Annotated in this window: 27 protein-coding genes; 17 read left to right on the top strand and 10 right to left on the bottom strand. The window is 57.8% G+C overall.

Features of this window, described 5'->3' with window-relative positions:
- Positions 1-29 precede the first annotated feature (29 nt).
- The 4 genes from WNY39_RS06990 to glp are packed head-to-tail and all read left to right on the top strand — an operon-like array spanning position 30 to position 4,073.
- Positions 30-917 carry a formate dehydrogenase accessory sulfurtransferase FdhD gene (locus WNY39_RS06990; RefSeq protein WP_342844889.1) on the top strand — a complete coding sequence of 296 codons (888 nt, stop codon included), beginning with the start codon at positions 30-32 and terminating at the stop codon, positions 915-917.
- The gene (gene mobA / locus WNY39_RS06985; protein ID WP_342844888.1) at positions 914-1,516 is read left to right on the top strand and encodes a molybdenum cofactor guanylyltransferase MobA; all 603 of its coding nucleotides are present in this window, start codon (positions 914-916) and stop codon (positions 1,514-1,516) included. Before WNY39_RS06990 ends, mobA begins: the two co-directional genes overlap by 4 nt.
- Positions 1,513-2,004, top strand: a complete 492-nt coding sequence (gene mobB, locus WNY39_RS06980; RefSeq protein ID WP_342844887.1) for a molybdopterin-guanine dinucleotide biosynthesis protein B — start codon at positions 1,513-1,515, stop codon at positions 2,002-2,004. Before mobA ends, mobB begins: the two co-directional genes overlap by 4 nt.
- A complete protein-coding gene (glp, locus tag WNY39_RS06975; RefSeq protein ID WP_342844886.1) occupies positions 2,001-4,073 on the top strand; it encodes a gephyrin-like molybdotransferase Glp in 2,073 nt (690 codons plus the stop codon). Before mobB ends, glp begins: the two co-directional genes overlap by 4 nt.
- A 4-nt stretch (positions 4,074-4,077) precedes the next feature.
- Here the strand turns inward: glp and WNY39_RS06970 are convergent, their stop codons facing one another.
- The 3 genes from WNY39_RS06970 to WNY39_RS06960 all read right to left on the bottom strand — a co-directional run bounded on the left by WNY39_RS06970 (position 4,078) and on the right by WNY39_RS06960 (position 6,126).
- A complete protein-coding gene (locus WNY39_RS06970) occupies positions 4,078-5,121 on the bottom strand; it encodes a hypothetical protein (RefSeq protein WP_342844885.1) in 1,044 nt (347 codons plus the stop codon).
- 15 nt (positions 5,122-5,136) lie between these two features.
- The gene (gene greA, locus WNY39_RS06965; protein ID WP_341233915.1) at positions 5,137-5,607 is read right to left on the bottom strand and encodes a transcription elongation factor GreA; all 471 of its coding nucleotides are present in this window, start codon (positions 5,605-5,607) and stop codon (positions 5,137-5,139) included.
- Positions 5,608-5,742: 135 nt separating this feature from the next.
- Positions 5,743-6,126 (bottom strand): VOC family protein, encoded by a 384-nt coding sequence (locus WNY39_RS06960; protein WP_342844884.1) that lies wholly within the window; start codon positions 6,124-6,126, stop codon positions 5,743-5,745.
- 89 nt (positions 6,127-6,215) lie between these two features.
- On the opposite strand from WNY39_RS06960, the gene soxR reads away from it, so the two are divergent.
- From soxR to WNY39_RS06940, 4 genes are all read left to right on the top strand, one after another.
- Complete coding sequence (gene soxR / locus WNY39_RS06955) at positions 6,216-6,668, top strand: redox-sensitive transcriptional activator SoxR (RefSeq protein WP_342844883.1); 453 nt, start codon at positions 6,216-6,218, stop codon at positions 6,666-6,668.
- 155 nt (positions 6,669-6,823) lie between these two features.
- Complete coding sequence (locus tag WNY39_RS06950; protein ID WP_342844882.1) at positions 6,824-8,473, top strand: electron transfer flavoprotein-ubiquinone oxidoreductase; 1,650 nt, start codon at positions 6,824-6,826, stop codon at positions 8,471-8,473.
- A gap of 160 nt (positions 8,474-8,633) precedes the next feature.
- Complete coding sequence (locus WNY39_RS06945; protein WP_342844881.1) at positions 8,634-10,349, top strand: tetratricopeptide repeat protein; 1,716 nt, start codon at positions 8,634-8,636, stop codon at positions 10,347-10,349.
- Complete coding sequence (locus WNY39_RS06940) at positions 10,349-11,206, top strand: 4-(cytidine 5'-diphospho)-2-C-methyl-D-erythritol kinase (RefSeq protein ID WP_342844880.1); 858 nt, start codon at positions 10,349-10,351, stop codon at positions 11,204-11,206. Before WNY39_RS06945 ends, WNY39_RS06940 begins: the two co-directional genes overlap by 1 nt.
- On the opposite strand, the gene WNY39_RS06935 is transcribed toward WNY39_RS06940, so the two are convergent.
- A complete protein-coding gene (locus WNY39_RS06935) occupies positions 11,199-12,197 on the bottom strand; it encodes a polyprenyl synthetase family protein (protein WP_342844879.1) in 999 nt (332 codons plus the stop codon). The two genes, WNY39_RS06940 and WNY39_RS06935, sit on opposite strands and share 8 nt — an antisense overlap.
- A gap of 58 nt (positions 12,198-12,255) precedes the next feature.
- On the opposite strand from WNY39_RS06935, the gene WNY39_RS06930 reads away from it, so the two are divergent.
- From WNY39_RS06930 to WNY39_RS06920, 3 genes are all read left to right on the top strand, one after another.
- Positions 12,256-12,477 carry a DUF2007 domain-containing protein gene (locus WNY39_RS06930; protein WP_093916049.1) on the top strand — a complete coding sequence of 74 codons (222 nt, stop codon included), beginning with the start codon at positions 12,256-12,258 and terminating at the stop codon, positions 12,475-12,477.
- 4 nt (positions 12,478-12,481) lie between these two features.
- Positions 12,482-13,231, top strand: a complete 750-nt coding sequence (locus WNY39_RS06925; RefSeq protein WP_342844878.1) for a methyltransferase domain-containing protein — start codon at positions 12,482-12,484, stop codon at positions 13,229-13,231.
- Positions 13,232-13,342: 111 nt separating this feature from the next.
- Positions 13,343-13,507 carry a DUF465 domain-containing protein gene (locus WNY39_RS06920; RefSeq protein ID WP_341233923.1) on the top strand — a complete coding sequence of 55 codons (165 nt, stop codon included), beginning with the start codon at positions 13,343-13,345 and terminating at the stop codon, positions 13,505-13,507.
- 192 nt (positions 13,508-13,699) lie between these two features.
- Here WNY39_RS06920 and WNY39_RS06915 read toward each other — a convergent pair whose 3' ends face one another.
- On the bottom strand, positions 13,700-14,638 hold the full coding sequence (locus WNY39_RS06915; protein ID WP_342844877.1) for a transcriptional regulator GcvA: 939 nt from the start codon (positions 14,636-14,638) through the stop codon (positions 13,700-13,702).
- A 109-nt stretch (positions 14,639-14,747) separates the two neighbouring features.
- Between WNY39_RS06915 and WNY39_RS06910 the strand changes: the two genes are divergently transcribed.
- A complete protein-coding gene (locus tag WNY39_RS06910; protein ID WP_342844876.1) occupies positions 14,748-14,876 on the top strand; it encodes a hypothetical protein in 129 nt (42 codons plus the stop codon).
- Positions 14,877-14,940: 64 nt separating this feature from the next.
- Here the strand turns inward: WNY39_RS06910 and phbB are convergent, their stop codons facing one another.
- The 3 genes from phbB to WNY39_RS06895 all read right to left on the bottom strand — a co-directional run bounded on the left by phbB (position 14,941) and on the right by WNY39_RS06895 (position 17,974).
- On the bottom strand, positions 14,941-15,663 hold the full coding sequence (gene phbB, locus WNY39_RS06905) for an acetoacetyl-CoA reductase (protein ID WP_341233925.1): 723 nt from the start codon (positions 15,661-15,663) through the stop codon (positions 14,941-14,943).
- Between the two features lie 177 nt (positions 15,664-15,840).
- Positions 15,841-17,016, bottom strand: coding sequence for an acetyl-CoA C-acetyltransferase (locus WNY39_RS06900; protein WP_342844875.1), 1,176 nt, complete (start codon positions 17,014-17,016; stop codon positions 15,841-15,843).
- Positions 17,017-17,131: 115 nt separating this feature from the next.
- Complete coding sequence (locus WNY39_RS06895) at positions 17,132-17,974, bottom strand: EAL domain-containing protein (protein WP_342844874.1); 843 nt, start codon at positions 17,972-17,974, stop codon at positions 17,132-17,134.
- 134 nt (positions 17,975-18,108) lie between these two features.
- On the opposite strand from WNY39_RS06895, the gene WNY39_RS06890 reads away from it, so the two are divergent.
- Positions 18,109-18,681 (top strand): DNA-3-methyladenine glycosylase I, encoded by a 573-nt coding sequence (locus WNY39_RS06890; protein ID WP_342844873.1) that lies wholly within the window; start codon positions 18,109-18,111, stop codon positions 18,679-18,681.
- Positions 18,682-18,699: 18 nt separating this feature from the next.
- Here the strand turns inward: WNY39_RS06890 and WNY39_RS06885 are convergent, their stop codons facing one another.
- Positions 18,700-19,731 (bottom strand): fatty acid desaturase, encoded by a 1,032-nt coding sequence (locus WNY39_RS06885; RefSeq protein WP_341233929.1) that lies wholly within the window; start codon positions 19,729-19,731, stop codon positions 18,700-18,702.
- Between the two features lie 397 nt (positions 19,732-20,128).
- On the opposite strand from WNY39_RS06885, the gene rpsD reads away from it, so the two are divergent.
- The 4 genes from rpsD to WNY39_RS06865 all read left to right on the top strand — a co-directional run bounded on the left by rpsD (position 20,129) and on the right by WNY39_RS06865 (position 23,696).
- Complete coding sequence (gene rpsD / locus WNY39_RS06880) at positions 20,129-20,749, top strand: 30S ribosomal protein S4 (RefSeq protein ID WP_341233930.1); 621 nt, start codon at positions 20,129-20,131, stop codon at positions 20,747-20,749.
- Between the two features lie 172 nt (positions 20,750-20,921).
- Positions 20,922-22,004 (top strand): histidinol-phosphate transaminase, encoded by a 1,083-nt coding sequence (gene hisC / locus WNY39_RS06875; protein WP_342844872.1) that lies wholly within the window; start codon positions 20,922-20,924, stop codon positions 22,002-22,004.
- 1 nt (position 22,005) lies between these two features.
- Positions 22,006-22,926 carry a prephenate/arogenate dehydrogenase family protein gene (locus tag WNY39_RS06870; RefSeq protein WP_342844871.1) on the top strand — a complete coding sequence of 307 codons (921 nt, stop codon included), beginning with the start codon at positions 22,006-22,008 and terminating at the stop codon, positions 22,924-22,926.
- Positions 22,923-23,696: an extensin family protein gene (locus tag WNY39_RS06865; protein WP_342844870.1), complete on the top strand. Its 774-nt coding sequence runs from the start codon at positions 22,923-22,925 to the stop codon at positions 23,694-23,696. Before WNY39_RS06870 ends, WNY39_RS06865 begins: the two co-directional genes overlap by 4 nt.
- Positions 23,697-23,698: 2 nt before the next feature.
- On the opposite strand, the gene WNY39_RS06860 is transcribed toward WNY39_RS06865, so the two are convergent.
- A complete protein-coding gene (locus tag WNY39_RS06860; protein ID WP_342844869.1) occupies positions 23,699-24,703 on the bottom strand; it encodes a DUF2125 domain-containing protein in 1,005 nt (334 codons plus the stop codon).
- Between the last annotated feature and the right edge of the window lie 67 nt (positions 24,704-24,770).

The raw sequence follows: 24,770 nt of genomic DNA, 5'->3' as shown, positions 1-24,770 counted from the left end.
CTCATATCCTTAGCCGTGGTCCGAAGGGGATGCAATTGCCTGTAAACAGTGACACCGACACCTATCTGATCGCCCCGCAGCCGGGGGCACCGCGCCTGACCCGTTCCGTCAAAGGGCGCGACCACACCGGGGCGGAATTGACCATCAATGTTGTCGAAGAACGCCCGCTCACGATCTTTCTGAATGCGCAGGAAATCGTGACGGCAATGACCATCGGCGACTATCCTGAATATCTGGCGCTTGGGTTCCTGCGCAATCAGGGCATGTTGCGCGACGGAGAGGAAATTACCCGCGTTGATTACGACGAGGACCTTGAGGTCGTCGTGGTTCGCACCGCCCGCAAAACCGATTACGAAGACAAGATGCGCAAGAAAACCCGCACCAGCGGTTGCGCCGTTGGCACGGTGTTTGGCGATATGATGGAGGGGCTGGAGGGCGTTATCCTGCCCGCCACACCGGTCCATACCTCGTGGCTTTACCGTCTGAGCGCGCAGATCAACCGCACCCCCAGCCTGTATCTTGAAGCGGGTGCCATTCATGGAACGATTCTGTGTCAGGGTGATAAGCCCTTGGTTTATATGGAGGATGTCGGTCGTCATAACGCCGTCGATAAGATCGCTGGTTGGATGCTGTCTGAGAACGTGCGCGCCGATGACAAGATCCTTTATACCACGGGGCGTCTAACCTCAGAGATGGTGATCAAGACCGCGATGATGGGTATTCCGGTGTTGGCGTCGCGGTCCGGATTTACGGCTTGGGGCGTCGAGATCGCAAATCAGGTTGGTCTGACATTGATCGGGCGGATGAAGGGCAAACGGTTTATCTGCCTTGCCGGAGAAGACCGCCTTGTGCGCGACGCTGACCCTGATTTGGTGGTGGATGAACCCAAACGGGCAGGGCGGAAGGGATCGGAATGAAACAACCACTTGGGGTTATTCTGGCTGGTGGGCAGGCCACGCGCATGGGCGGCGGCGACAAGGGGTTGCTGACGCTGGGCGGTCGTACATTGCTGTCTCATGTGGTTGAACGCCTGTCGCCGCAGGTGGCGGAACTGGCGTTGAATGCCAATGGCGATGCGGCGCGGTTTGACGCGCTTAATCTGACGGTTCTGCCTGACAGTATCGACGGCTTTGTCGGCCCCTTGGCGGGTGTCCTTGCGGGGATGGATTGGGCCGCTGAACGCGGGGCCGATACCATCGTCACCGCCGCTGCGGATACGCCTTTTTTCCCGGGCGATTTAGTGCCACGGTTGCTGCTGGCCAGCGAGGGGATGACACATCCGCTGGTTCTGGCCGCGACGCCAGATGCGACACGTGGAACTGCGCGACACCCGACGTTCGGTCTCTGGCCCGTTGCATTGCGCGACGATCTGCGCGCGGCACTGAATGGCGGGCTGCGCAAAGTGGTGATGTGGACCCAACAACACGAGGGGCGCGAGGCATTGTTCCCCCACGAGGCTGCATTTTTCAACGTCAACACACCCGATGATCTGAAAACAGCCGAGGGCATGCTATGAGGGTTTACGGCGTCACGGGGTGGAAAAACGCAGGTAAAACGGGGTTGATGGAACGGTTGGTCGCCGAGATTACCGCGCGTGGGTTCAGCGTGTCGACGGTTAAACACGCGCACCACACGTTCGAGGTGGATCATCCGGGTAAGGACAGCCACCGCCACCGCGTCGCCGGTGCCCGCGAGGTCCTGCTGGCCTCGCGCAACCGCGTCGCCTTGATGCACGAGTTGCGTGACGAGGAGGAGCCGACGCTGGAGGCGCTGCTGGCGCGGCTAAGCCCCGTCGATCTGGTGTTGATCGAAGGCTATAAACGCGACGCACACCCCAAGATCGAAGCGCACCGGACTGAGCCGGGCAACCCTTTGATCGCGCCGGATGATGACACCATCAAAGCCGTTGCTAGCGACACCCCACTTGCGTTGGACCGCCCGGTTTTTGATTTGAATGATACCGTCGCGATTGCTGATTTCATTTTGGCCGAGGTCGGGTTGTGACCGGGTTCGATACATTTGTGGTGATCGATTGGTCGGGCGGCAATGATACCGGTGCCAACCCGCGCAAGGATGCGATATGGGCCGGTGTGACCCGCAACGGGCAGTCTCAAGACCCTGTGTATTTGCGCAACAGAAGCGTGGCCGAGGCGTGGATCGTTGATTTGATCCGGGCCGAGCTTGAGGCAGAGCGCCGTGTGATGATCGGCTTTGATTTTCCCTTTGGCTATCCCGCCGGTTTTGCAGAGGCTTTGACCGGTTATACTGACCCCCTTGTGCTTTGGGATTGGTTCGAGGCGCGGATCGAGGATAGCCCCAAAACCAACAACCGCTTTGATCTGGCGGCTGAGATGAACCTTGGGCTTGGCGATGGGGCCGGCCCGTTTTGGTTCAACGGTTTACCCAACCGCGATATTCCCGGTTTGCCGCGCACAAAGGATGGGTATGCGAACCAGTTTCCTGAGAAGCGGCAGGCGGAAACCCGGGCCAAAGGCTCGTTTTCCTGCTGGCAGATGGGCGGCGTGGGGGCCGTCGGATCGCAGGTATTCATGGGCTTGCCGGTACTGTCGCGCTTGCGCAAACGGTTTCATGGGCAGGTCAACGTATGGCCCTTTGAGCAGCTGAAACGCCCTGTGGCATTTGTTGAGGTCTGGCCATCGCTGACGGTTGGCGGTGCACCCGCTGACATGATCAAGGACGCGTGGCAGGTTCAAGAACTGGCGCGTCAGATGAGCGGCTTATCAGATGCGGCATTGACCGAAATATTAGATGTATATGCTCCCGAAGAAGGCTGGATTTTCGGCTTGGGTTTCGAGGACCGTATGAAATCCGCCCCTCCGCTGCGTAATGACTGCTTTGCGCTGCCGCCGGGTGTGCATTGGACGCCTGTGGACGAGGCGCTGTCGTTGCTGAAAGCCCGATTGTCGCCAGTGGTGTCGGTTGAAACCGTGCCGCTTGGTGCCGCGTTGGGGCGCGTCGTTGCGCAAGACGTGGCCGCTAAACGCGCGAATCCGCCGCTGCCAAACACGGCTGTTGATGGCTATGGTTTTGCTGGTGGGCGGGGCGATGGACCGCACGAACTGCCCTTGGCGGATGGTCGTGCCGCGGCGGGGGATGCGCCGGGAAGTGTGCCAGCAGGGCAGGCGATCCGTATCCTGACGGGTGCCGCGCTGCCCACAGGCGTTGATACCGTCGTGCTGCAAGAGGACGTCCGGGTCGAGGGTGGTGCCGTGTTGTTTAACGGCCCGATCAAGCAGGGGGCTAACACCCGCAAGGCGGGCGAGGATGTTGACCAAGGCCACGTTGTTACGCGCGCCGGACGGCGGGTTACAGCGGCCGACTTGGCGCTTATGGCGGCGACGGGAAATGATACGCTGGAGGTCTACCAGCCGCTGCGGGTTGGTGTTATTTCAACGGGTGACGAGATCGTGGAGCCGGGTGCTGCCGCATCTGACGGGCAGATTTATGACGCCAACCGACCGATGCTTTTGGCGCTGGCCCAGCAGTTTGGGCATAGAGCCGTTGATCTCGGCCATGTCGGCGATGACCGTGCAGCATTGCGCGGGCGCCTGAACGGAGCCAAAGGCCAAGTGGATGCGATTTTGACCAGCGGCGGCGCCTCTGCGGGGGACGAGGATCACGTATCTGCCCTGCTGAAAGAGGCCGGGGCCCTGTCGCTTTGGCGGGTGGCGGTGAAACCGGGCCGGCCCTTGGCGTTGGGCATGTGGCAGGGCATGCCGGTCTTTGGCCTGCCGGGTAATCCGGTCGCTGCGATGGTGTGTACGTTGATCTTTGCGCGGCCTGCGTTGTCCGTGATGGCGGGGCAAGAATGGACCACACCGCAAGGGTTCGACGTGCCTGCGGCTTTTGAAAAGCGCAAAAAACCGGGCCGCCGTGAATTCTTGCGCGCGCGGATGCGCGACGGTCGGGTCGAGGTCTTCGCCTCAGAAGGGTCGGGCCGGATCAGCGGGCTAAGCTGGGCGGAAGGTTTGGTGGAATTGCCTGACGCAGCGGTGCATGTGCGCCCGGGCGATATGGTGCGGTATATCCCTTACGGATCATTCGGGATTTAGGGCGCTAGTCAAACGTACCGGCCACACGGCCCAACAACATGAACGCACGCGCCGTGCGGGTTTCGGCAAGCGCCGAGATTTCACCGTCGGATGCCTGTGCCTCGAACCCGGAAAAGACGCGATCAAAGCGGCGCAAGAAATGATGTGCTGCATCGCGAAAAATCGGGTCTTGTTTCATCCGCGCATTGGTCAGGGCAAGGGATGAACGGTCGCGCACCCCGCCAAGGGCCGCGATGGTGCGCCCGCGCGCGCCTTGGGCAAATTCGCGCCAGACTTCAGGACGGGCGCGGTCTGGGTGCAAGTCGTCCATGTAAATGCCATCATGGCTGAGCAAGGTCAGCACGTCTTGGGCGGCTTGGACCAATTGCGATGCATTGCGGTCTTTCAAGGCTTTGCGCAGGGCGGTGAAGCCTTCGGTATCCTCTGCCGTTTCAGGGAAGTTCAGCGCGCGAATGAAATCATCATGGGACAGTGCTGGCACCATATCGCTGGCTTGGGTGCCAAGCGCCAAGGTCGGTTGATCATCTGACTGTGCTGGCGCGGCGACGGGGGCCGTCGCGCGTGGGGGTGCATCGCGGCGGGTTTGGAATGTGGCAAGGGCCGTTTCGGTCTTACGCGCGGCGGCGGCGATTTCGTCCAGCTTGCGGGTGACCGATGCATCTGTCTCAAAGGTTTTGCCGTGCTGCTGGGCAATATACGCTTGGCGGATGGCATCGATTGCGGCCTGCAAGCGCTGGCTTTCTGTACGCATCACACGGCTGGCACGCGCGGCGGTGGCCGCGACCCAAATCATCGCAAGCGGCATGAAAATGGCCAAGGTGGTCATCACGAACCGTAGGCCGCGATCACCGGTGTCCGGTGCGGTGTCAGACGGTTGCGTCAAAAAGAAGATGCCACAGCCCAACAGCCACAGGACACTCAGCGCAATGGCAATGACTTCGATGCTGGAAATCGCTTGGTCATTCGGACGTGAATAGACGCCAAAAGGGGTCGAGCGCGCGGGTTGGCGCTGCGACTTTGGGGGGGTGGCAGGCGTGGTATCGGTCATGTCGATTGCCCCGGATCAAGCGTAAATGATCTTGAGTACCTCATACGATTTTTCGCCCCCCGGTGTACGCACCGTGACGCTGTCGCCTTCTTCTTTGCCGATCAGCGCACGCGCAATGGGGGATTTGATGTTCAAAAGACCCTTTTCAATGTTGGCCTCGTATTCACCAACAATCTGATAGGTTTTTTCTTCATCGGTGTCTTCGTCCACCAATGTGACCTTGGCACCAAACTTGATAGAGCCGGACATTTTCGATGGATCAATAACATCCGCCAGCGAAATCGCGCCTTCAAGCTCTTTCACGCGGCCCTCGATAAAGGACTGTTTTTCCTTGGCGGAGTGGTATTCGGCGTTTTCGGACAGATCACCATGTTCGCGCGCTTCGGCAATCGCCTTGATGATTGCAGGACGTTCAATCGTCTTCAGGTGCTTTAGTTCAGTTTCCAAAGCAGTGTGACCGGCGCGGGTCATCGGGATTTTTTCCATTGTGGTCGTCCACGCAATGAGGGTCACAGCCCCGGAGCGGATCCGAGGGTGCAACCGATTTAAATTAGCCCTTACCTGACCTAAACTGGCGCGTGATTGCAAGGGCCGAGTGCGCGTAGCTGCGCCAATGCGCGCTTATTCACCGTATTCAACTAGCTCGTATTCGATCCCGTCATTGTCGTGAAAGTAAAACCGCCGCCCTGGCTCATAGTCGGCATGGTTGGTCGTTTCGAATCCTTGCGCTTTTACGGCGGCCTCTGCTGTGTCCAAATCATCGACGACCACGCCGATATGATTAAGTCCCCCGATTGTCGTATAGCTGCTTGGGGCTGATTTCAGCCCCTCTTTCGGGGTGTAAAGCGCGATATACTGGTCCTGCGTGCCGACATGGACGCTGCGGCCCCCGGCAATCGCATCGCCTTGCCAGCGGACCTGCCATCCGAAAATTAAAAGCATCCAGGCGGCGGTGTCGTCGGGGTTTTTTACAGTGATATTTGCGTGTTCAATCTGAGCTGACATGGTGGGTCTTTCTTTGTTGTTGTGTTGACCCTGTTGTTTCTAATTTCTAAACCTAACTTTAGGTCAAGGGTTTTTTTACGAGGGAAATTATGGCTGTAAATGATGGGTTATCTATTGGTGCGCTGGCGCGGCGCACGGGGCTGGCCGTGTCGGCTATCCGCTATTACGAGGCACAAGGGCTGATCAAGCCGTGGCGTAATGCGGGCGGGCAACGGCGGTTTGAACGTGCGGATTTGCGGCGGCTAAGCTTTGTGATGATTGCACAGCAGTTTGGTTTTACCCTGCCGCAGATTAAAACTGAGCTTGATCGTTTGCCGGGTGGACGTACCCCGACCAAGGCAGATTGGGCGCGGATCAGCCAATCCTTTCGCGCAGGACTGGACCAGCGGATTGCCACATTGACCCGTCTGCGCGATGATTTGGATGGCTGTATCGGCTGTGGCTGTCTAAGCCTCAAGGCCTGTGCAATCTATAACCCCAAGGATAAAGCGGGCGAAAACGGCCAAGGGCCGCGCTATCTGATGGGGGATCCGCGGGTCTGATCCATTTCGCGTTGCGAAACATTATGACGGCTGGCGCATTATATTGTTACGAAACTGTCGCGACCCTTCATTTTAACGTCGTGTCGCGATTGCAAAGCAAGCCGTGCTGGTTTAGCCAAATCCAAACCCATTTTCTGCCCGAAGAGGAGCCCCAAATGGCCGAAGTTGAACGCGAAGCAATGGAATATGACGTCGTTATTGTTGGCGCTGGTCCTGCAGGCCTGTCAGCCGCGATCCGTCTGAAACAGCTGGATGCTGACTGCAACGTGGTTGTGCTGGAAAAGGGCTCCGAAGTCGGGGCGCATATCCTGTCGGGTGCCGTATTGGACCCAATCGGTCTGGACGCATTGATGCCGGACTGGAAAGAAAAAGGCGCGCCGATCAAGACCAAGGTCAAGGAAGACAACTTTTACATGCTGGGCGAGGCGGGTAAAATCCGCGTGCCGAACTTCCCCATGCCGCCGCTGATGAACAACCACGGCAACTATATCGTGTCGATGGCGAACGTTTGTCGCTGGATGGCCGTGCAAGCCGAAGAAATGGGCGTCGAAATTTTCCCCGGCATGTCCTGTTCCGAACTGGTTTATGGCGAGAATGGCGAGATCAAAGGCGTTGTTGCTGGTGAGTTTGGGATCAACCCCGATGGCACCAAAGGCGACAATTACGAACCCGGCATGGAACTGCACGGTAAGTACGTGTTCCTGTCCGAAGGTGTGCGGGGCAGCCTGTCCAAGCAGGTGATTGCGAAATACGATCTGGATGCCGGTAAAGAGCCGCAGAAATACGGCCTTGGCATGAAAGAAATCTGGGAAATCGACCCGGCCAAGCACAAAGAAGGCACCGTAACGCACACGATGGGCTGGCCTTTGAACAAGAATGCCGGCGGTGGTTCGTTCATCTACCACATTGAAAACAATCAGGTCTATGTCGGCTTCGTTGTGCACTTGGGGTACAAAAACCCGCATGTGTTCCCCTATATGGAATTCCAGCGTTTCAAACATCACCCGATGGTCGCCGAGCTGCTGAAAGGTGGCAAACGCGTAGCATATGGCGCGCGCGCGATCACCGAAGGTGGCTATCAGTCGATGCCCAAGATGGTCGCACCCGGTGTGGCGCTGCTGGGGTGCTCCGTGGGTATGGTCAACGTGCCGCGCATCAAGGGCAACCACAACGCGATGCTGTCCGGCAAGGCGGCCGCCGAAGCCGCATTTGCGGCGATCCAGGCGGGGCGTTCCGGTGACGAACTGTCCGACTACGAACAAGACGTGCGCAGCGGCGAGATTGGCAAAGACCTGAAAAAGGTTCGCAACGTCAAACCATTGTGGAGCAAATATGGCCTGATGACATCGCTCGCCGTGGGCGGGTTCGACATGTGGACCAACACGTTGGGCTTTTCCCTGCTCGGGACCATTGGCCACGGAAAATCGGACGCCGAGGCGACCGAGAAAGCCAGTAAGCACAAAAAGATCGACTATCCCAAGCCCGATGGCAAATTGTCTTTTGACCGTCTGACCAACGTGGCGTTCTCATTCACGAACCACGATGAAAACCAGCCAGCGCATTTGACGCTCAAAGACCCGTCCATACCGGTTGATGTGAACCTGCCGGAATATGCAGGCCCATCTGCGCGCTATTGCCCCGCAGGCGTGTACGAATTCGTCGAGGAAGAGGGCAAGGACCCGCGTTTTGTCATCAACTTCCAAAACTGTGTGCATTGTAAAACCTGCGACATCAAAGACCCGTCGCAGAATATCGTTTGGACCACGCCACAAGGCGGCGACGGCCCGAATTATCCAAACATGTAAACCAATCTCTAACGTAATGATGAAAAGGCGTGCTTCGGCGCGCCTTTTTGCCTTTGAAAAGGGCCGATTGTCGCTCACGCCTGCGTGCGCCGCCGTGGGGTGCCATTGCGCCTGAGGGTGAACGTGATAGCGTTAAACAAACAAGATAAGGCCTGAATATATGATCCGTAATCTGTTGTTTTCTGCCAGCGTCGTTGCGTTGGGCGTAACGGGTGCCCTGCCTGCCTACGCGCAATCGGTGTCGGGTGCGTATCTGGCCGGTCGTCATGCCGCTGTGCGCAGCGATTTTGCCGAAGCCGCCGATTATTATGGCCGTGCGCTGGCGCGTGACAGCATGAACGTCGAACTGCTGGAAAGCACGATCCTTGCCTATCTGTCTTTGGGTGACATCGCCAAAGCGGTTCCCTTGGCCAAGGTGCTGGCGGCAAACAATCAGACCTCTCAGGTCGCGCATCTGGTGACCACAGCCGACAATGCGCAAAGGGGTAATTACGAAGAGTTGCTGGCGCAGACCGGCGACAGCGCGGGCATTGGCCCTTGGGTCGATGGGCTGGTCAAGGCGTGGGCTTACGTTGGCAAGGGCGACATGACCCAAGCCGTGGCCGAGTTTGACAGCCTAAGCCGCGAACCCGGGATGCAGGGTTTTGTGATGTATCACAAAGCGCTTGCGCTGGCGTCGGTCGGTGATTTTGAAGGGGCCGAGCGTATCTTTGCCTCGAACGAGGCAGGGGCCGCAGGGAATACCCGCCGCGGGGTGATCGCGCGCGCCGAAATTTTGGGTCAGCTTGATCGCAACGCCGAGGCGCTTGCGCTTTTGAACTCCAGTTTCCGGGGGAGTACGGACCCCGAGCTTGAAGCACTGATTTCGGCGCTTGAGAGCGGGGAGCCGGTCAAGTTCACGCAAATCAATGATGCCAAAGCGGGCATCGCCGAGGTGTTCTTTACCTTTGCTGCGGTGTTGCGCAGTGAATCGGCAGGCGACCATTATGTGCTGCTGTACGCGCGGATCGCGCGCTATCTGAACCCTGATCACATCGACGCGTTGTTGCTGACGGCCGATTTGCTTGAAAGCCTTGGGCAATATGATCTTGCGATTGCCGAGCTTGCAAATGTCCCCGCCAGTGATCCGGCATATCACGCGGCTGAACTGGGCCGCGCGGCGGCTTTGCGGCGATCGGGTAAACCCGGTCGCGCGATTGAGGTCCTGCAACAATTGACGCGCAGCCATGGTGAACTGCCTTCTGTGCATTCGGCCCTTGGCGACGCGCTGCGCGCAGAAGACAAGTTCGACGAGGCGATTGCAGCCTACGATATGGCGATCACCAAGACGTCAGAGACAAACCCGCAACGTTGGGTTCTGCTCTATGCGCGCGGCATTTCTGAAGAACGCAGTGGTGATCTGGACGACGCCGAGGCAGATTTCCGCGCTGCGCTGGCAATCAACCCCGACCAGCCGCAGGTGTTGAATTATCTGGGCTATTCCCTTGTTGAGCAGGGGCGCAATCTGGACGAGGCGCTGAACATGATCGAGCGCGCTGTCGCGGCAAGCCCGGGATCGGGGTACATTGTCGATTCACTTGGATGGGTTCTATATCGTTTGGGCCGCTATGAAGAGGCCGTGTCGCAGATGGAGCGGGCGGTTGAGTTGGTCGCTGTGGATCCTGTGGTGAACGACCATCTGGGGGATGTCTATTGGGCCGTTGGGCGTGAACGCGAGGCTGAATTCCAATGGCGTCGGGCGTTGTCCTTTGTCGATCCGCAAGACACCGACAGCGAGGCAGACCCCGACCGTATGCGCCGCAAGCTTGAGATCGGTTTGGACGCCGTTCTCGCCGAAGAGGGCGCAGACCCGTTGACCAAGGTTTCGGCGGACTGATGCGCACAAACAGTGCCGCATTTGGTTCGGCTGTATCCGAGCCAGCTTGGGCCAAGATCAACCTGACACTACATGTGACCGGCCAGCGATCCGACGGGTATCACCTGTTGGACAGTCTGGTTGTGCGCGCTGCCGTTGGTGACACGCTGAGCGTTGCCCCCTCATCCGAATTGGAGCTGTTTGTCGACGGCCCCTATGCCGACGCGGCCCCCTTGGATGACCGCAACCTTGTCATCCGCGCGGCGCGGCTGCTTGACCCTGATGGTACGCGGGGCGCGCGGCTGCTGTTGACCAAGGTGTTACCGGCGGCAGCAGGCATTGGCGGCGGGTCAGCGGACGCGGCGACCGCGCTAAAGCTGCTGAGCCATCACTGGGACGTTCCGGTGCCAAAGGATGTCGCCAGCTTGGGCGCTGATGTGCCGGTCTGCTTGCACGATGCCCCCCAGCGGATGCGCGGCGTCGGAGAGATGCTGACACCAGTGCCGCCGTTACCGCCCTGCTGGCTGGTTCTGGTAAACCCGAATAAATCCGTATCAACGCCCGATGTCTTTAAACGGTTGGTATCACGGCACAACGAGCCGATGCCCGACGACATTCCAGCCTTTGATTCCGCGCAAGGGTTTGCCGTGTGGCTGTCGACGCAGCGCAACGATCTGGAACAGGCCGCGCAAAGCGTTGTGCCTGACATCGCCGCCTGCCTTGCCGCGCTGGATGACGCGCTGCTGGCGCGGATGTCGGGATCGGGCGCGACCTGTTTTGGCCTATACGCAAGCGAACAGGCCGCAAACCACGCCGCAGGCCGGATTGACCATGCGCATCCCGGCTGGTGGGTGACCGCCGCCGAAGTCCTTAGGTGAGACGCGCCACAACATAGTCGGCAAGGTCATGCAGCATTCCACGCAGCGGGTGATCGGGCAGGGCGTGCAAAGCGTCCTTGGCCTGTGCCGCCCACGCCATCGCGTCGGCGCGGGTTGCCGATAGCGTGCCATGCTTGTTCAGCAGGGACAGCGCGTGGTCCAGATCGCCGTCTTCCTGACGCCCTTTTTCAATCGTACGGGTCCAGAAGGCGCGTTCTTCAGCGTCTGCTTTTGCAATGGCCTTGATCACGGGAAGGGTCAGCTTGCGTTCGCGGAAATCGTCACCGACGTTCTTGCCGATCGTATTGGCGTCGCCTTGATAATCCAGCAGGTCATCTGCGATTTGAAAGGCGATGCCCAAGGCATCACCATAATCATACAGCGCCTTGATCTGGGCAGCAGGGGCACCTGCCATAACGCCGCCAACCTCGGTTGCCGCCGAAAACAGGGCAGCGGTTTTCCCGCGCACGACTTTCAGATAGACGGATTCGTCAGTGGCAAGGTTCTGCGCGGCTGTCAGCTGTAGCACCTCGCCCTCGGCGATGGTCGCGGATGCATTGGACAGGATCGCAAGCACGCGCATGTTGTTGGTTTCGGTCATCAACTGGAAACTGCGCGCAAACAGATAGTCGCCCACCAGCACCGATGATTTGTTGTCCCACAGCAGGTTCGCCGTGGGGCGCCCGCGTCGCTGGCCGCTTTCGTCGACAACATCATCATGCAGCAATGTGGCGGTGTGAATAAACTCAACCGTGGCGGCTAGGTGGATGTGATAGGGGCCGTCATAGCCACAGATATGGGCCGCGGCCAAGGTCAGCATGGGGCGCAGACGTTTGCCGCCTGCCTCGACCAGATGCGCGGTTACTTCGGGAATTCGGGGCGCATGTTCGGACGCCATGCGATCGCGGATCAGTTCGTTGACCGCTGCCATGTCGGCAGCAAGATAGCTGGCCATCTGGTCATGCGGTTTTTGACTTGCGTCGTTCTTCATTTACATGACCCCATCTGAAGGCTCGACAATCTTGCGCGATTGCACTTACATCTCTGTTATGAAGGAACTTTTGCGCACGACCGACCCGACGATCATTGCTTTTGCCAGCGCCCTTCTTCAGGGCGAGGATATAGACTGCTTTCCTTTGGACGTAAATATGAGCGTGCTTGAAGGCGGTATCGGGATTTTCCCGCGCAGGTTAATGGTTCACGAGGATAAGCACAGCGCGGCCCTGCGGGTGCTGCGGGATAACGATATTCCCACCGGTTTGCCTGACTGACCCCGTGCAAAGCTTTCACACCGATGAATTGACCCATGATGCCTTTTTAGGCGGTAAAGTGCAACTTTGGCAGCCGCGCAAAGGGTATCGGGCGGGCGTCGACCCCGTTCTGCTGGCGGCAACTGTCCCAGCGACACCCGGTCAACGTGTGCTAGAGCTGGGCTGCGGTGTCGGGGCTGCGTCACTTTGTCTTGGGGCGCGGGTGCCGGGCCTATCCCTGACAGGGGTCGAGGTTCAGCCAGCCTATGCCGAATTGGCGCGCCGCAATCATTCGGAGTTCGAGGTGATCGAGGCCGATCTTGCTACGCTGCCCCTCTCGCTGCGGCAGCGGCAGTTTGATCACGTATTGGCGAACCCGCCCTATTTTGACCGTGCTGCATCTATCGCCTCGCAGGACAGCGCACGCGAAACCGCATTGGGTGAACAAACCCCGCTGGCCAAATGGGTCGAAATCGCAGCCAAAAGGCTGGCCCCGAAAGGGCAGGCGCATTTCATCCATCGGGCGGAACGGCTTCCTGATCTGATCCGCGCCTTGCCACATGACATGGGCAGCATCGAGGTGCTGCCGATTGCCCCGCGCATCGGACGTATGGCCGAGCTGATTATCCTACGCGCACGTAAATCGGGCCGTGGGGCTTTTCGGCTTTGTGCGCCTTTGATCATGCATGAAGGGGCAGCGCATGTTTCTGATGGCGACAGCTATGTCCCCGCGATCCGCGCGGTTCTACGCGAAGGCGCGGCGCTGCCATTCTAGGCATCAACCAGCCGATAAATCGACTTGTTCGTAAACTTGCTGCGCCGCCGCGTGACAGGTGATTTTTTTCGTGGTTCACTCGTAGGACGCAACCCAACAAAGGAGAGTTAAGTGGCATTTGACGCACATCTTGAAGCTTTGAAGCGGAAACACATGGCGGTAAGCAACGCTGTAGAGGAGGCACAACGCGCGCCGGGCATCGACGATCTGAAAGTTGCGACGATGAAGAAAGAAAAGCTTCGATTAAAAGAAGAAATTGTCAGACTAACCGCTTAAAAACTTAAGCCAGACTTACCACAGCTGGCGCGCGCCGAGAATAGAGCGCCGCCAGCGATCAGGCAGCCACCCATCAGGTGGCATCACCGCATTTATCATTCACATCATTGGCTGAAGGAACGGGGTTTTTGGGCCAGTCTCGCGATATTTTGCGCATAAGGACGGCCCGCTAAGAGAGCCAAAACATTCACGTTATCCGGGTGGTCGCGCGATGATCGGCATAGCATCTGCGACGTCCGATGTCTTGCTGATCTCGTCTATCATCCATTGCCTGAAGGCCACGATTTGGGGGCGGTCTTGGGCTGACTTGGGGCATAGAAACCAGAACCGCGCACCGGTGGCCAGCGCGGCGTTATAGGGCGCGACCAGCCTGCCTTCAACCAGATCCTTGATGACCAGCGCACGCCGTCCCATGACCACGCCGACGCCTGCGAGCGCTGCGTCTGTTGCATGGTCCGCTTGCGAAAACCTTGGCCCTAGTGCATTCGGCGGGGCAAGGCCCATCGCCGCGAACCAGGTGTTCCAGTCCACCGGCGGATCGAGAAACGCAATCGAATCATCTACGATCAAGGGGGCGTTCCGCAGGCTTGCCGGTGTCGGATACCGCGCGGCCATCTCCGGGGTCATGACCGGCGTCACCCATTCATCAGCGAGGGGCAACGCATAGAGGTCTGGATCAACGGAGGACCCGAACCGGATCGCCACATCTATATTGTCACGTGCCAGGTCCACTTTGCGCAGGGATGCAGAAAACCTTAGCTCAATCTCTGGATGGGCTTGGGCAAAGTCAAAAAGCCGTGGTGCCAGCCATTTTGCCGTAAATGCAGGGCCAGCGGTCACCGTAAGCGATTGATGGTCTTGGGTGCGCTGTGCGGCGCGCCACGCGGCGGCCAGCGTTTGAAACCCGTCCGTGGCCCCCGGGGCGAGGGCAATGCCTGCCTCCGTCAGCTCGACAGCGCGGTTGAGGCGCCTAAAAAGCGGGGCACCGAAATGTGACTCAAGCGATTTGATCTGAAAGCTTAGCGCGGCTGGCGTGACGTTCAGTTCTGCCGCCGCAGTTGCGAAAGACAGGTGTCTTGCAGCGGCTTCAAAAGCGCGCAACGCGGTTAATGGTGGCAGGCGGTCAGTCACATCAATTCAATTTTTCTTAAGTGAAGCAAAGAAAGTCTCGTTTGTACGAAGGACAGTATAGGACCATATTAAGGAAAGAACAGAAATTCTTGATTTCAGGAGGCTGACAATGATCGAAGCGACAACAAACCGCGCAGCACGTAATGCAATGGAAATGGCACACCGCGAACGGGCGCGTGCAACACTTGAGTTTTGGGGGTGGCTGTTCAGGTCGGCTGATAAAACCAGAACTATCTAAAAAGAACGCAAAAAGGCCAGCGCATCGCAGCGCTGGCCTTTCGCATAATATCGAAGCGGTCACATTACGTTAGGTACTGCGCGCCGTTCGCTGTGATGGTGGAGCCGTTGATAAAGCTGGCGTCATCTGAGGCCAAGAACACAACCGCGCGTGCGATGTCTTCTGGCTCACCCAATCGGCCGGCCGGGATCTGCGCAATAATCGATTCGCGCACTTTTTCAGGGACGGCCATAACCATGTCCGTGGCGATATAGCCCGGACAGATTGCGTTGGCGGTAATGCCGGCGCGCGCGCCTTCCTGTGCAAGGGATTTCACAATGCCCAGATCACCCGCCTTGGTCGCGGCATAGTTTACTTGTGCAAACTGACCCTTTTGCCCGTTGATCGAGCTGATGACCACGATACGACCGAACTTGCGTTCCCGCATGCCGGGCCAGATCGGATGAATGGTGTTGAACACGCCGGTCAGGTTGGTGTCGATCACTTGATGCCATTGTTCCGGTGTCATTTTATGAAACGGTGCGTCGCGCGTGATGCCAGCGTTGGCAACGACAACTTCAATCGGGCCAAGGTCCGCTTCGACCTGTGCAATGCCTGCCTTGGAGGCGTCATAATCCGCGACGTCCCATTTATAGGTCTTGATACCGGTGCTTTCGGTGAATTTTGAAGCGGCTTCATCATTGCCAGCATAGGTGGCAGCGACGTTATATCCGGCATCCTTGAGTGCGGTTGAAATGGCGGCCCCGATTCCTCGGCTACCTCCGGTCACAAGTGCGACACGTGACATGGTTATCCTTTCCCTTGCGGCAATGTTATTTCGTTTGCGATAACAATTTCGTAATTTTATTACGTGCTGAATTGATAGGACATCACATACAGGCTTTGCAACCGTTTTGGCCGGGATTTGGGAAATGATTTAGATGGGATGTGCACGGCGCGTGGGGATGCGCCGTGCCAGTGTTTATTAGGGGCGTTCAAGACACATCGCGACGCCCATGCCGCCACCGATGCACAAGGTGGCAAGACCCTTTTTCGCACCGCGACGCTGCATTTCGAACAGCAGGGTGTTAAGGATTCGCGCACCGGAAGCGCCGATAGGATGGCCAATCGCAATGGCACCGCCATTCACGTTGACGATTTCCGGATCCCAGCCCATGTCCTTGTTGACGGCGCAGGCTTGCGCGGCAAAGGCTTCGTTCGCCTCGACAAGGTCCAGATCCTCTGGCTTCCAGCCCGCTTTTTCGAGCGCTTTGCGGGATGCGTAGATGGGGCCGGCACCCATGATGCTTGGGTCCAGACCAACGGTTGCGTAAGACGCAATGCGCGCCAAGGGGGTGATGCCACGCTTTTCAGCGTTGTCCGCAGACATCAGCAGGGTACCAGCGGCACCATCGTTCAGACCCGAGGCGTTCGCCGCAGTTACCGAACCGTCCTTGGTGAAAGCGGGACGCAGTTTTTGCATCGCTTCCATCGACGCACCGTGCCGAATGTATTCATCGCTATCGACGACGGTTTCGCCTTTGCGTGTTTTGATCGTATAGGCCACGATCTCATCCGCGAATTTACCGGCTTTTTGCGCGGCTTCGGCCTTGTTCTGGGAACGGACGGCGAATTCGTCTTGTTGATCGCGGCTGATTTGCCACTTTTCTGCGACGTTTTCAGCGGTTTGGCCCATGTGGTAGCCGTTGAAAGCGTCCCACAGACCGTCTTTGATCATCGTATCAATGAACTGCAGATCGCCCATTTTTTGGCCGGGACGCAGGTTTTGTGCGTGGGGGCTCATCGACATGTTTTCCTGGCCACCGGCGGCCACGATATCGGCGTCGCCCAGTTGAATGTGCTGCGCGGCCAAGGCAACAGCGCGAAGGCCGGAGCCGCACACCTGGTTGATGGACCAAGCAGCGGATTCGATGGGCAGGCCCGCGTTCACGTGTGCCTGACGCGCCGGGTTTTGCCCCTGTGCTGCGGTGAGAACCTGACCCAGAATGGTTTCGGACACTTCAGATGCGTCAATCCCTGCGCGTGCCACAATCTCTTTCAAGACGGCCGCGCCCATCTCGTGGGCTGGTGTGTTTGCAAAAGATCCGTTGAAGCTGCCTACGGCTGTACGCGCCGCGGATGCGATGACAACATTCGTCATGTGTATTTCCTCAGGTTATTGACCAAAGGGGTACCTCTCGCAGAGCATCTGCGATCCCCTAGCCTTCTACGGTCTGATATACTGCATCGCAGCACAAGCGGCAATCTTGACGTGTTTAACCTGATTTTTCGGCTTCGGGATTGATCGCCCAATAGGGCCGTGTGGTTGGCCCGCCGAACAGATACCCTTGCTGGCAATCGACCCCTAACTGTCGCAACGCCTCGGAATCGTCCTCGTTTTCGACCTGTTCTGCGACCGTCACCATGTCAAAGTTCTCGGCAATCGATACCATCACCGTGATCAATGCACGGTTTTCGGCGTTTTTAGAGATTCCGCGCGTGAACTGTCCGTCAATTTTCAGGATGTCAAAGTAAAGCTCTTTGAAATAGCGGATGGCAGTATAGCCGGAGCCGAAGTTATCCAAGGCAAAGCAAACACCCTGATCCTGCATACGGTTGATAAAATCTGCGACAAGTTCCGGCATGAGCATTACCGATTGTTCGCTCATCTCAAGGATCAGGCGTTCGCCGATTGTGGGGTCGCGCGCTAGCCACCTGTTCATCATGCTGGTCCAGGCCCTGAACCCGATCGACCGCGCAGACATGTTGATTGAAACGCGCAAATTCGGGTTGTGTTGCAGTGCCATCATTCCGGCGCGCAGGGATAGAACATCGATTTCCCGGCCAAGCTGGGTTGTTTCGACGATTGGCATAAAGTCGCGCGCTGGAATAACGCGGCCGGTTGCATCCAGCAAACGAATGAGCCCTTCGTAAAATGCGATGCTTTTGCTCGTCACGTCGCGTATGACGGGCTGATACGCCATCAACGTCTGCTTGTGTTCGACCGCCTCTCGCACCATCGAGATCGTCGTTTTATCGCGCTGTGTCACCGCATATTGCAGCGGATTTTCCCCACCCCGGGGGAGGTTGGCGAAGCGATGTTTGGACCGCTGTTGCACGTAGCAGGTTCCTTTGCCCTAGGTTCAGGGGCGTTAGTGCATGATATTTTCATAAGAGCGGGTTAAACGACGAATGAGAGTATATTTTTACAGATAACAGCCAAGCTGGTGTTGCCAGTTGGAAAAGGATGAAGATGCAGCGTTGCGATTGGGCCGGGCCGGAACAAATCTACCTTGATTATCATGACACTGATTGGGGTGTGCCTGAATATGATAGCCGTGTGCTGTGGGAAAAACTGGTGCTGGACGGGTTTCAGGCGGGGCTTAGCTGGATCACGATCCTTAAAAAACGAGAGAACTTTCGCGAGGCCTTTGCCGGGTTTGACCCCAATGTGATCGCAGATTGGGGCGAGGCCGAGGTTGAAACATTACTGCAAAACCCCGGAATCATCCGCCACCGTGGCAAGATCGAAGCGACGATCACCAATGCCCGAGTTTGGCAGAAGATCGAAGCGCGCGAAGGGTTTGATACGTATCTGTGGAACTACGTCGGCGGGTCGCCTTTGCAAAACCGTTTTGCGTCTCAGGCCGACGTCCCGCCTTCAACAGCGCTGTCCGCGCAGATATCAAAGGACCTAAAGAAAGAAGGCTTCAAATTCTGCGGCCCCACAATCGTCTATGCGTTTATGGAGGCCGTGGGCATGGTGAACGATCATTTGGTTACCTGCCACCGACACGACGTGGTCGCGTCGATGACCAAGGAATAACGCGAAGCCTTAACCGCGTTATTTTGCTTTTCTGGCCTGCGCAAATGACAGCAGCCTTTTGCTGCTTTCATCCCACAAATGCAGGCGCGCGTTTGCAAAGCTTTCCCGCAATGTCAGGGTGTTGATCTGCGCCAACGCGTTATGATCGCGCAACACTTCGGGCAGGCGATAAAAGGGAATGCGGCTGTACAGGTGGTGCACGTGATGGATGCCGATATTCGCGCTAAGCCATTGCAAGGGGGCAGGAAGCTTGTAGTGGGAACTGCCGTTCAGCGCCGCCTCGTGAATGTCCCATGTGGGGTCGACATCCCATAGGGTGGTTTCGAACTGGTGCTGAACGTAAAACAGCCAGACGCCAGCGGTCGCCGCCAAAAGGGTCGTGGGCAGGAAAATCAGCAAGATTGGTTTGATGCCGCCAAAGTAGAAAACGATCGACAGCGCAACAAGGATTGCCGCGTTGGTGCACATTGCGCTGACCCAATAGCGGGCATGTTTGGTCAGCCCCATGGGAACCCGTTGTTGGATGAAGAACAGGTACAGCGGGCCCAAGCCAAACAGCACGAGCGGGTGACGATACAGGCGGTAGTACAAGCGCTTTTTCGGGGTAAGCGCGCGATATTCGGCAACAGTAAGGGTGTCGATATCACCAATGCCACGGCGTGTTAGATTGCCTGACGTACTGTGATGCATCGAATGCGAACGTTTCCAGACATCATATGGTGTCAAAGTCAGAACGCCCAGAACACGGCCCAGCCAGTCGCTCAGGGACCGGTTTGAATAAAAGGCATAGTGGCCGCAATCATGTTGAATTGCGAACAGGCGCAGCAAAAACGCCGCGTTGCAGACCGAGATAGCGAGGGTCAGCCAAGGCGTGATGGACAGTGATGCCCACGCCAAAGACCACAACGCGATAAATGGCACGACCGTTACCGCGAGCTCGAAAGTGCTTCTTACAGCATCGGGATCACGGTAGTTCGAAAGGACCTTGATCCAGTCGCGCGCCGGAATGGCGTTCGCGGATTGCCCGAAAACTTTGGAATCGTCGTTCATATGCCTGCTTTTCTTATTATTTTCCCCGCCGCCTTGATAAACGAATGTGCGATTTAGACAACGCATAAAAACTGGGCGTAGATACGGTGCAGCCCCAAGGGATACCCATTGCTACTTTGGCGCGGTAGCGGGGCAGTCCCTAACGCCGGCGACCGTAAGGGCTATTTGGCTAATACATCGTTAATTTGATGGTAAATCGGGTCGATTGGGGCGGGCGGGTACGTCAAAGTTGCCTTTGGCCCCATATTCAAACTTCTCGCATTGACTCCGCGCTGAACCCTCGTATAAGCGCGGCTTCATTGGTGTTGGTGGACCCTGCAAGGGGAACCCTGTCAGGCTTTATGCCAGAGGACAACGCCCTTTACCGCCCGCAAGGGCCATAAAAAGGAGAACAGCCGTGACTAAACGCACCGCTGCCAAGCACAAAATTGACCGCCGCATGGGCGAAAACATCTGGGGCCGTCCTAAATCCCCAGTAAACCGTCGCGAATATGGCCCCGGCCAGCACGGTCAGCGCCGCAAGGGCAAGATTTCCGACTTCGGTATCCAGCTGCGCGCCAAGCAGAAGCTCAAGGGCTACTACGGCGACCTGACCGAAAAGCAATTCCGCCGCATCTACGGTGAAGCCGAGCGTGTAAAAGGCGATACAGGTGAAAACCTGATTGGTCTGCTCGAGCGTCGCTTGGACGCGGTTGTGTACCGTGCCAAGTTCGTTGCGACTGTTTTCGCTGCGCGCCAGTTCGTGAACCACGGCCACGTCAAAGTTAACGGCAAGAAGGTTAACATTCCTTCCTACCGCGTAAAAGAAGGCGACGTGATCGAAGTACGTGATCGTTCCAAGCAGATGACAGCATTGCTGGAAGCCACTCAACTGGCCGAACGTGATGTTCCTGATTACATGGACGTCGATCATTCCAAAATGACAGCAACATTCGTGCGCACCCCAACTTTGGGCGATGTACCTTACCCTGTCGTGATGGAACCGAACCTCGTGGTCGAATTCTACGCGAAGAACTAAGGTTCCTCGCATATCTATTGCCAAGGGGCCGCGCTGGAGAATACCGGCGCGGCCCTTTTCCGTTTGATCAAGGTGCAGGCGTCGGGCATATCCCAAGTGACGCAGGGCCAACATCATAGGTGGCGCTGATTAGGGCGCGGGTCTATGGTCCGCCCGACAGGAGATTTAACAGATGACAACCGCAATTCGTCCGCAGCCCGGCATTATGGACATCGACCTTTACCAAGGCGGGGCGTCGCATGTGGATGGGCTTGATAACGTGATCAAGCTTAGCTCGAATGAAAACCCCTTGGGGCCATCCGAGGCCGCGATCAAGGCGTTCCGCGACGCGTCCTATGATTTGCATCGCTACCCCACGTCTGACCACAGCCGCCTGCGTCAGGCGATTGCAGCGGTTCACGGGCTAGACGCCGATCGCATTATTTGTGGTGCCGGTTCGGACGAGATCATTGCCTTTCTCTGTCAGGCGTATTCCGGCGAAGGCACAGAGGTGCTGCACACTGAACACGGGTTCGGCATGTACCGCATTTCCGCCCTCGCGAACGGGGCGACGCCGGTCGAGGTTAAGGAAAACGAACGCGTCACAGATGTGGATGCGTTGCTGGCGGGCTGTACCGACAAAACCCGGCTGGTGTTCATCGCCAACCCGAACAACCCGACGGGCACAATGATCGGCCTAAGCGAGATTGAGCGGCTGGCGAATGGCATTCCAAAAAAGGCCATTCTGGTGCTTGACGGTGCCTATGCCGAATATGTCGAAGGGTACGATGGCGGTGCGGCGCTTGTGAATGCCCATGAAAACATCGTGATGACGCGGACGTTTTCCAAGCTTTACGGCCTGGGCGGTTTGCGCGTTGGCTGGGGCTATGGCCCTGCGCATATCATTGAGGTGCTGAACCGTGTGCGGGGTCCCTTTAACCTGTCCCAAGCCGCGGTGAACGCCGCCGAAGCCGCGATAAAGGATGTCGATTATGCAGACCACTGCCGGATCGAGAATGCGCGGTGGCGAAACTGGATGGCGGATGCTTTGGCTGAAATTGGCGTGCCGTCGGATGTTTCTTGCGCCAACTTCATCCTCGCGCGGTTCAAATCAAAATCAGAGGCCGAAGCCTGTGATGAGTACCTGAAAACCCAAGGGCTCATCGTGCGTCGCGTGGCAGGCTACAAACTGCCAACCTGTCTGCGGATTACCGTTGGCGATGAAAGCGCATGCCGCCGTGTCGTCCATGCCATCCGCCAGTTTAAGGGCGATTGATATGCCTGTGATTTACAACAAAGTCGCCCTGATCGGGCTGGGCCTGATCGCGTCCTCAATGTTTTGGGGGATGAAACGCGCGGGGCTTGCCGGCACCGTATCGGGCTTTGCTCGCAGTGCTGAAACCCGCGACACCGCGCGTGAAATTGGCCTGTGTGACGAGGTCTGCGATTCTATTGCCAAGACCGTCGAAGATGCCGATCTGGTCGTGCTCTGTGTTCCGGTAGGTGTCATGGGATCTGTCGCGGCCGAGATGGCTGGATTTTTGAAACCGGGCTGTACGGTCACCGATGTGGGATCGGTCAAGGCGGATGTCATTGCGCAAGTCGGGCCGCTTTTGCCCGAGGGCGTGCATTTCATTCCGGCACACCCTTTGGCGGGGACAGAACATTCCGGCCCGCGCAGCGGTTTTGCCGAACTATTCGACAACCGCTGGTGCCTCTTGGTGCCGGTTCCGGACAGCAACGCCAATGCGGTGTCACGCTTGCGCAACCTTTGGGAAGGTCTGGGTGCCAACGTCGAAGAAATGGATGCCGAGCATCATGACCTTGTCTTGGCAGTTACCAGCCATGCGCCACACCTGATCGCCTACACGATGGTAGGCGTCGCCGACGACTTGCGTCGCGTGACAGATAGCGAAGTCATCAAATATTCTGCCGCTGGTTTTCGGGATTTCACCCGGATCGCGGCGTCTGATCCGACGATGTGGCGTGATGTGTTCCTCACGAACAAGGACGCGACGCTTGAAGTTTTGGGGCGCTTCACGGAAGAACTCTTTGCCCTGCAACGTGCCATTCGCACGGGGGATGGCGACCATCTGCACGCTTATTTTACCCGCACACGTGCCATCCGTCGCGGTATCATTGAGGCGGGGCAAGATACGGACGCCCCGAACTTTGGTCGCCAGCCGGCCAAGAAATGATCCGCTGGGCATGTATATGCCTTTTGCTGTCTGGTGCAGCCGTGGCAGGGCCAGACCGATCGCTGCGCCCTGTGCTGCGCGGACATATACTGACGCTTGAGGCATCTGGCAGTATCCGGCCCAACCTGCGCGCTGATGTGGCTGAAACCGTAATCACGCGTGATAACGGGATCGTGGTATCGCTGCGGCCCAACTTGCGCAGCAGACGCGTTGAAAAACAGGCCCAAACGCAGCGCGCATTGCTGGCCAAAGGGGCGGTGTGCGGTGATATCGCAATTCAAGGCAAGGCAATTGGCCGTGTGAAACCCAAGCTCAGAGGCTGCGGGGTGGACAATGCCGTACAGGTCGAATCGGTTTCGGGCGTCAGGCTAAGCCAAGCGGCAGTGATGGATTGCACCACAGCAACGGCCCTTAAGGGGTGGATCGAAGGATCGGCCAAGCCCGCCTTTGCTAAAAAGGGTGGGTTGCGGGGGTTGCGTGTGGCCGCGCATTACGCCTGCCGGACGCGGAACAATCTTCCGGGCGGCAAGATATCGGAACACGGGCGCGGCCGCGCGATTGATATTTCAGCGTTCCAACTGCACAGCGGGGCTGAGGTGACGGTTCTGAACGGCTGGAATGCTGCCCGAAGCAGGAAAGCAATGCGGCGCGTTCACAAGGGGGCCTGCGGGCCATTCGGCACCGTTCTAGGCCCGAACGCCGACCGGTTTCATCAGGACCATTTCCATTTCGACACGGCGCGCTATCGCAACGGCTCTTACTGCCGGTAACCCTAGCGCAGGATTACGCGGGGCGCGCGGCCCAGCGGAATGAACCCCATCGACATGCGCCCCTCTTGAAAGCTGAGCGTCAGGTCGAGGCCCGTTGTCTTGCCCGTCATTTGCGCCAGCCCTTTTAGCATTTGTTCGGCCTGTGGGCGCATATTAGGCGGCAAGTATCCGGCACTTTCCACCATATTCAGCAGGGCGGGCCAGTTCTCGGCCTTCACGGACAGCTCGCCCCCGATGAGCCCGTCTTCGTTCACGGTCAAATCACCCGTGGCCAGAATTTCGATGTCGCCCCAAGTGACATGCGCGCGCTTTAGATCAATCACGCGAGGCTGAGGGCGGCGGCGCTCAAGCGCGCGACGGTCCCAAATGCTGTCAAAGGTGACTGTCAGATCGGCAGCGAATGCGTCAAATGTCGCTGGCCAGTCTTCGGGTAACCCCACAAAACTGCGCGAAGACGTGCCGGGGGCAAGGTTGTCTGCGTTCACATTCAGCGCGTAAACCGGCGTGTTGGCCGCCTGCTGGATCATCGTCAAATCAATCGTATCCGCTGCGACGATGCTGTCTGATCCCTTATCCAGCGACCATGCGCCACCGGACAAGCCTAGGCTTTCCAACTGCAGCGACGTGCCGGGGCGCAGACGCAAATCAGCGACGGCCTTTTTCGCGGTCAAGGTGGCGCGCAAATTGGGGTTGGCCAAGGTAATCGGCGTTTCCGGCAGCGCCACGGTGACATATCCGGGCCAATAGGTCGGCGTTGAAATATCCAGCCGGTCCATGCTGACCGCGACGCCCGTGGTAGGGTCCGCAACAGCGACATCGTTCAACCGGCTGTGCAAGCGCAGGGGAAAGCCCAGTTTTTGCACATCTTTAACGTCAGCCTGCCAGCCCAAGCTGCGGCGCGCATCCAGCCATTTGACAATGCCACGCTGCATACCGGCAGAGGCAATCGCCCACCACCCGCACCAGATAACAGCGACAACAACGAGAATTCCGACCAGCTTGCCCATGGCGACAAAAACCTTATTAACACGACAGATAAACCCGCTTTAACCATGCGGGAGACAAAGGACCAGT

It is taken from the genome of Sulfitobacter sp. AS59 (genome assembly GCF_038899995.1).
In the GTDB taxonomy this organism is placed as follows: domain Bacteria; phylum Pseudomonadota; class Alphaproteobacteria; order Rhodobacterales; family Rhodobacteraceae; genus Sulfitobacter.
This window is presented reverse-complemented; position numbering and strand designations above follow the sequence as displayed.

Coding starts and splice junctions, on each gene's coding strand:
- WNY39_RS06945 (WP_342844881.1), top strand. CDS start 8,634: ATGATCCGTAATCTGTTGTTTTCTGCCAGCGTCGTTGCGTTGGGCGTA.
- greA (WP_341233915.1), bottom strand. CDS start 5,607: ATGGAAAAAATCCCGATGACCCGCGCCGGTCACACTGCTTTGGAAACT.
- WNY39_RS06870 (WP_342844871.1), top strand. CDS start 22,006: ATGCCTGTGATTTACAACAAAGTCGCCCTGATCGGGCTGGGCCTGATC.
- WNY39_RS06990 (WP_342844889.1), top strand. CDS start 30: ATGCAATTGCCTGTAAACAGTGACACCGACACCTATCTGATCGCCCCG.
- WNY39_RS06940 (WP_342844880.1), top strand. CDS start 10,349: ATGCGCACAAACAGTGCCGCATTTGGTTCGGCTGTATCCGAGCCAGCT.
- WNY39_RS06950 (WP_342844882.1), top strand. CDS start 6,824: ATGGCCGAAGTTGAACGCGAAGCAATGGAATATGACGTCGTTATTGTT.
- WNY39_RS06860 (WP_342844869.1), bottom strand. CDS start 24,703: ATGGGCAAGCTGGTCGGAATTCTCGTTGTTGTCGCTGTTATCTGGTGC.
- phbB (WP_341233925.1), bottom strand. CDS start 15,663: ATGTCACGTGTCGCACTTGTGACCGGAGGTAGCCGAGGAATCGGGGCC.
- WNY39_RS06900 (WP_342844875.1), bottom strand. CDS start 17,016: ATGACGAATGTTGTCATCGCATCCGCGGCGCGTACAGCCGTAGGCAGC.
- WNY39_RS06930 (WP_093916049.1), top strand. CDS start 12,256: ATGAAGGAACTTTTGCGCACGACCGACCCGACGATCATTGCTTTTGCC.
- WNY39_RS06910 (WP_342844876.1), top strand. CDS start 14,748: ATGATCGAAGCGACAACAAACCGCGCAGCACGTAATGCAATGGAAATG.
- WNY39_RS06885 (WP_341233929.1), bottom strand. CDS start 19,731: ATGAACGACGATTCCAAAGTTTTCGGGCAATCCGCGAACGCCATTCCG.
- mobA (WP_342844888.1), top strand. CDS start 914: ATGAAACAACCACTTGGGGTTATTCTGGCTGGTGGGCAGGCCACGCGC.
- mobB (WP_342844887.1), top strand. CDS start 1,513: ATGAGGGTTTACGGCGTCACGGGGTGGAAAAACGCAGGTAAAACGGGG.
- hisC (WP_342844872.1), top strand. CDS start 20,922: ATGACAACCGCAATTCGTCCGCAGCCCGGCATTATGGACATCGACCTT.
- WNY39_RS06890 (WP_342844873.1), top strand. CDS start 18,109: ATGCAGCGTTGCGATTGGGCCGGGCCGGAACAAATCTACCTTGATTAT.
- soxR (WP_342844883.1), top strand. CDS start 6,216: ATGGCTGTAAATGATGGGTTATCTATTGGTGCGCTGGCGCGGCGCACG.
- WNY39_RS06935 (WP_342844879.1), bottom strand. CDS start 12,197: ATGAAGAACGACGCAAGTCAAAAACCGCATGACCAGATGGCCAGCTAT.
- WNY39_RS06970 (WP_342844885.1), bottom strand. CDS start 5,121: ATGACCGATACCACGCCTGCCACCCCCCCAAAGTCGCAGCGCCAACCC.
- WNY39_RS06865 (WP_342844870.1), top strand. CDS start 22,923: ATGATCCGCTGGGCATGTATATGCCTTTTGCTGTCTGGTGCAGCCGTG.
- WNY39_RS06960 (WP_342844884.1), bottom strand. CDS start 6,126: ATGTCAGCTCAGATTGAACACGCAAATATCACTGTAAAAAACCCCGAC.